Raw genomic sequence first — 3,278 nt, 5'->3', positions numbered from 1 at the left:
GAGTTGGAAAGATAATGGATGAAATTGTAAAGTGCTTAACTTTTAGGCAAAACTCGTAGGAAAGTGGTGAAAAAAACAGGGATTTTTAAAGTACTGCAAAGAATCATATGCGTGGACAATTGCATTTCTAAGGCCGTTTAATTTTCTTAAACTCTCGTATGCATCTTCTTCAATAAATCCACTTTCAAATAAGGCGGTGATTGTTTCATAATCACCCATATGGGTATTTCCGTTTCTTTTTGATTGAATGATCAGAACAATATCAATGAGTGCTTCAGTGGCCACATGAATTGCATACAGAATTGCCATCTGTCTGGTTTCATCAGTTTTGAATTCTGTTAGATTTAGTGGTTTATTCTCTCTTAAATACGTCAGTTTGCTTATAATGAAGTCAATTTTCCGCGATATTTTTTCATATGGCATCGACAACCGACCTCAGCCTGTTAAGTATTTCTTTCGGGTTTTCCGGAACCGGACTGTATTCCTGATACGGCCTTAAATACTCGTTCAGTTCGTCATCATTTCTGCAGTACACAATGATATGGTTCCCTGCAATATCCGATTTGATGTTTCTGTTACACCCCTCAAAAATGACAACATCGTACTGATCCATTCTGACCTCAGGATAAATATCATCGTACAATAGTGTACCATAATCCCGGCAATCCTGTAGTACAATACAGACGTCAATATCTGAATAGGTGTTCTCATCTCCCCGGGCATGAGACCCAAAAATTAAAACGGCAAAGTATTTTTCGCTGCAAAAAATAAAATCATCTCTTACTTTTTGAATTACTGTGTCCTTTTTGTCTGCGAGTCTGGATGAATTCGTCAAATCAGAAGCTGTAGCCATATGCTTATTCCTTAATCTCTCCTTTGCCATAAGAATATAATAATATAACTCTTCTCAGGTCAGTGCTATTCTGAAAATGGCAGAATCAGGGAGAATTTGGTCATCCCCGACCTCAATAACTGATGTGAATGTATGACGGGATGTTAAGGCAGGTTCCGGATGTCTTTGGTATCGATGCGATGCTGTCAGCTCAGGGCAGGCATACAACATCAGGCCCGGAGATCGATGGTGGGCCACCCTCCGGACGGTGGTTCAGTCAGTATTTTCTCTATGAAGGGAGATGATATGGTATTGGTGATATTGTGAAGACATTCACAGCGGTAGTCTATACGGAAGATAATATGTACATCGCAGAATGCCCCGAAGTGGGTAGCGTCAGTCAGGGAGAGACCGTGGAAGAGGCAGTAGCAAACCTCAGGGAAGCCACAGAGTTGTACCTTGCTGAATTCCCACTCAAAGATAGGGGAAGGCCCATCATAACGACATTTGAGGTGGCCGGGGGTGTCAGGGCGTAAACCTGCCTCAGGCGGGACAGCGATCAAAAACTATCGAAAGAATATGGATTCATGGTAAGCGGGCAATCGGGAAGCCATGTGCGTCTCTCGAAACAGACACCCAATGGGAAGGTGGGGACTGTTGTACCGCTGCACAAAGAGGTGAAGACCGGCACTCTTCGTGGCATCCTGAAACTGGCAAAGAAGAGATCCGGATGATTTTGCCCGGCATCTGTGATTGCTCTTCCCTGATACAAAGCCCCGTATATATTTCGGGGTTCACCTCAGAGGAGCAATTTAATATGTACAGGTCTTCAAAGTAACATCCACAGAGTGATTCTGTCAGGTGCTGCCCGGAGCATCAAATATCCTGCGGTTCTGTAATTACGAAATGGGGGAGAATGAATGAAAGTGAAGGACTGCATTAAGATGATCGAAGCAGACGGGTGGTACCTTGTGGTTACCAGGGGCAGTCACCGGCAGTATAAACATCCGGTAAAGCCAGGCAGAATTACCATTGCCGGACACCCGGCAGATGTTCTGGCCCCGGGAACACTGAACAGCATACTGAAACAGGCAGGTCTTTAAGGAGGGAATGAATGATGAATCGATTTCTGGTTATTGTTGAGAAGACTGACGGCAACTATTCTGCATACTCCCCGGATCTTCCGGGGTGTGTGGCTACAGGAGCGACCCGCGAGGAGACGGAAGAGCGAATGCATGAGGCAATTGAACTTCATATTGAGGGCCTTAGGGGGGACGGGTTTCCGGTTCCCCTGTCACGGTCTTCGGCCATCTATGTAGCGGTCCGGTAGGCGGGGGACTTGTTTGCCCCCCATCTTTTTTGTCAGACTATCTCTTTTTGCAGGAACCGTGACCGGATGAATTTTATTGTGTGACTGAGTGATTATCCCGGTGTGTGACGATGATTATTGTGCAGTGCGTCCCGATAATTTCTGCGCTCAAATAATCCCGCTGTTTCGTTTCATGAAGAAAGCAGGCAGGAAGCCCACAACTGTAGTCGTGGTTAGTTGACTGTAGCACATGTAATAGATCTCACATGTGCAATCCTGCACATCCGTGCAATCCCATAAATATCCCCCCGCCAACAGGGTATCATGACCGCCACCAAACGCATCCCCGTCTCCGAACCGGTCTGGATCTCCCTCTCGGATATGAAAAAACCGGGGCAGACCTATGACGGGCTCCTCGCCGAGATCATCGAGCACGAGAAGGAGCGCCGCTTTCTGGTGGATATGGCCGCAATCGAAGCGGAGAGGGACTTCGTGGAGTTTGCTCCGTGACCTGCCGGCCCCTCCCCGACAAAAAACGGGCTCAGGACTTCTGTGACCATCTACCCGACAAGAGCCGGGTCATCGTCAGAGATCACCTGCTCCGCCTCGCCGACGACCCATACCCGGGCAGCGGTGCCGACAGGGAACAGCTGACCATCCGGGGAGACGACCGGTATTTCCGCCTCCATATCGGGAGATCCTTCACTGCCTTCTATACCATCCATGAAAGAGAGGGTGAAGTCCACGTCCTCGATATCATGACGACTGAACAGGCGCACAAGAAGTACGGCCGTCTCGGCAGGCGGTAACCACCCCTAGCCATTCCCCCCTGAACAGCCGCCGGAGATCATCATTCCATTGAGGTGTTGGATAATGGGATGAATGCGTCAGGACTACCATTTTGAGATTTTTCTGATCTTCTTCAGCTGTTACCGTTTGATACCTGCACTGGATTTATTTGCTACATCAGCAATTCTCCGGCTGATTTCGTGAGCTGCTGGTATAAACGTATGGCTCTTCGCTGTTTCAGGTGGGCTAGTGAACTACCACGCCCTAAAGGGCGTGGCTTCCTGCTTCATTGACAACACTTGCATCACAGAAACGTGATGTAGTGGTATTGCCTCCACAGGCTCAAAG

9 protein-coding genes are annotated in these 3,278 nt (G+C 47.7%); 7 read left to right on the top strand and 2 right to left on the bottom strand.

Annotated elements, in window-relative coordinates:
* Positions 1-42: 42 nt before the first annotated feature.
* Together MKMG_RS11105 and MKMG_RS11100 are read right to left on the bottom strand one after the other, a co-directional pair.
* On the bottom strand, positions 43-423 hold the full coding sequence (locus MKMG_RS11105; protein ID WP_165077989.1) for a DUF86 domain-containing protein: 381 nt from the start codon (positions 421-423) through the stop codon (positions 43-45).
* Positions 413-883 (bottom strand): nucleotidyltransferase family protein, encoded by a 471-nt coding sequence (locus MKMG_RS11100; RefSeq protein WP_165077988.1) that lies wholly within the window; start codon positions 881-883, stop codon positions 413-415. The genes MKMG_RS11105 and MKMG_RS11100 overlap by 11 nt, the downstream gene beginning before the upstream one ends.
* A gap of 110 nt (positions 884-993) precedes the next feature.
* Between MKMG_RS11100 and MKMG_RS11095 the strand changes: the two genes are divergently transcribed.
* The 7 genes from MKMG_RS11095 (at position 994) to MKMG_RS11065 (ending at position 2,950) form a co-directional block, all read left to right on the top strand.
* On the top strand, positions 994-1,137 hold the full coding sequence (locus MKMG_RS11095) for a hypothetical protein (RefSeq protein ID WP_165077987.1): 144 nt from the start codon (positions 994-996) through the stop codon (positions 1,135-1,137).
* Between the two features lie 18 nt (positions 1,138-1,155).
* Entirely contained in the window at positions 1,156-1,368 is a 213-nt protein-coding gene (locus tag MKMG_RS11090) for a type II toxin-antitoxin system HicB family antitoxin (RefSeq protein ID WP_165077985.1), read from the top strand.
* 51 nt (positions 1,369-1,419) lie between these two features.
* Entirely contained in the window at positions 1,420-1,566 is a 147-nt protein-coding gene (locus MKMG_RS11085) for a type II toxin-antitoxin system HicA family toxin (protein WP_165077984.1), read from the top strand.
* A 186-nt stretch (positions 1,567-1,752) separates the two neighbouring features.
* Positions 1,753-1,935: a type II toxin-antitoxin system HicA family toxin gene (locus MKMG_RS11080; protein WP_165077983.1), complete on the top strand. Its 183-nt coding sequence runs from the start codon at positions 1,753-1,755 to the stop codon at positions 1,933-1,935.
* An 11-nt stretch (positions 1,936-1,946) separates the two neighbouring features.
* Entirely contained in the window at positions 1,947-2,162 is a 216-nt protein-coding gene (locus tag MKMG_RS11075; protein WP_371415221.1) for a type II toxin-antitoxin system HicB family antitoxin, read from the top strand.
* A gap of 303 nt (positions 2,163-2,465) precedes the next feature.
* Positions 2,466-2,651, top strand: coding sequence for a hypothetical protein (locus tag MKMG_RS11070; protein WP_165077982.1), 186 nt, complete (start codon positions 2,466-2,468; stop codon positions 2,649-2,651).
* Positions 2,648-2,950: a type II toxin-antitoxin system RelE/ParE family toxin gene (locus MKMG_RS11065; protein WP_165077981.1), complete on the top strand. Its 303-nt coding sequence runs from the start codon at positions 2,648-2,650 to the stop codon at positions 2,948-2,950. Before MKMG_RS11070 ends, MKMG_RS11065 begins: the two co-directional genes overlap by 4 nt.
* The last annotated feature ends 328 nt before the right edge of the window (positions 2,951-3,278 follow it).

Source organism: Methanogenium sp. MK-MG (genome assembly GCF_009914725.1).
Classification (GTDB): domain Archaea; phylum Halobacteriota; class Methanomicrobia; order Methanomicrobiales; family Methanomicrobiaceae; genus Methanogenium.
Note: the sequence above shows the minus strand (reverse complement) of the source record. Positions and strands in the feature narration are given on the sequence as shown.

What these genes read in the sequence shown, in the direction of transcription:
- MKMG_RS11105 (WP_165077989.1), bottom strand. Translation starts at nt 423, where the DNA reads ATGCCATATGAAAAAATATCGCGGAAAATTGACTTCATTATAAGCAAA.
- MKMG_RS11100 (WP_165077988.1), bottom strand. Translation starts at nt 883, where the DNA reads ATGGCAAAGGAGAGATTAAGGAATAAGCATATGGCTACAGCTTCTGAT.
- MKMG_RS11070 (WP_165077982.1), top strand. Translation starts at nt 2,466, where the DNA reads ATGACCGCCACCAAACGCATCCCCGTCTCCGAACCGGTCTGGATCTCC.
- MKMG_RS11095 (WP_165077987.1), top strand. Translation starts at nt 994, where the DNA reads ATGTTAAGGCAGGTTCCGGATGTCTTTGGTATCGATGCGATGCTGTCA.
- MKMG_RS11075 (WP_371415221.1), top strand. Translation starts at nt 1,947, where the DNA reads ATGATGAATCGATTTCTGGTTATTGTTGAGAAGACTGACGGCAACTAT.
- MKMG_RS11085 (WP_165077984.1), top strand. Translation starts at nt 1,420, where the DNA reads ATGGTAAGCGGGCAATCGGGAAGCCATGTGCGTCTCTCGAAACAGACA.
- MKMG_RS11080 (WP_165077983.1), top strand. Translation starts at nt 1,753, where the DNA reads ATGAAAGTGAAGGACTGCATTAAGATGATCGAAGCAGACGGGTGGTAC.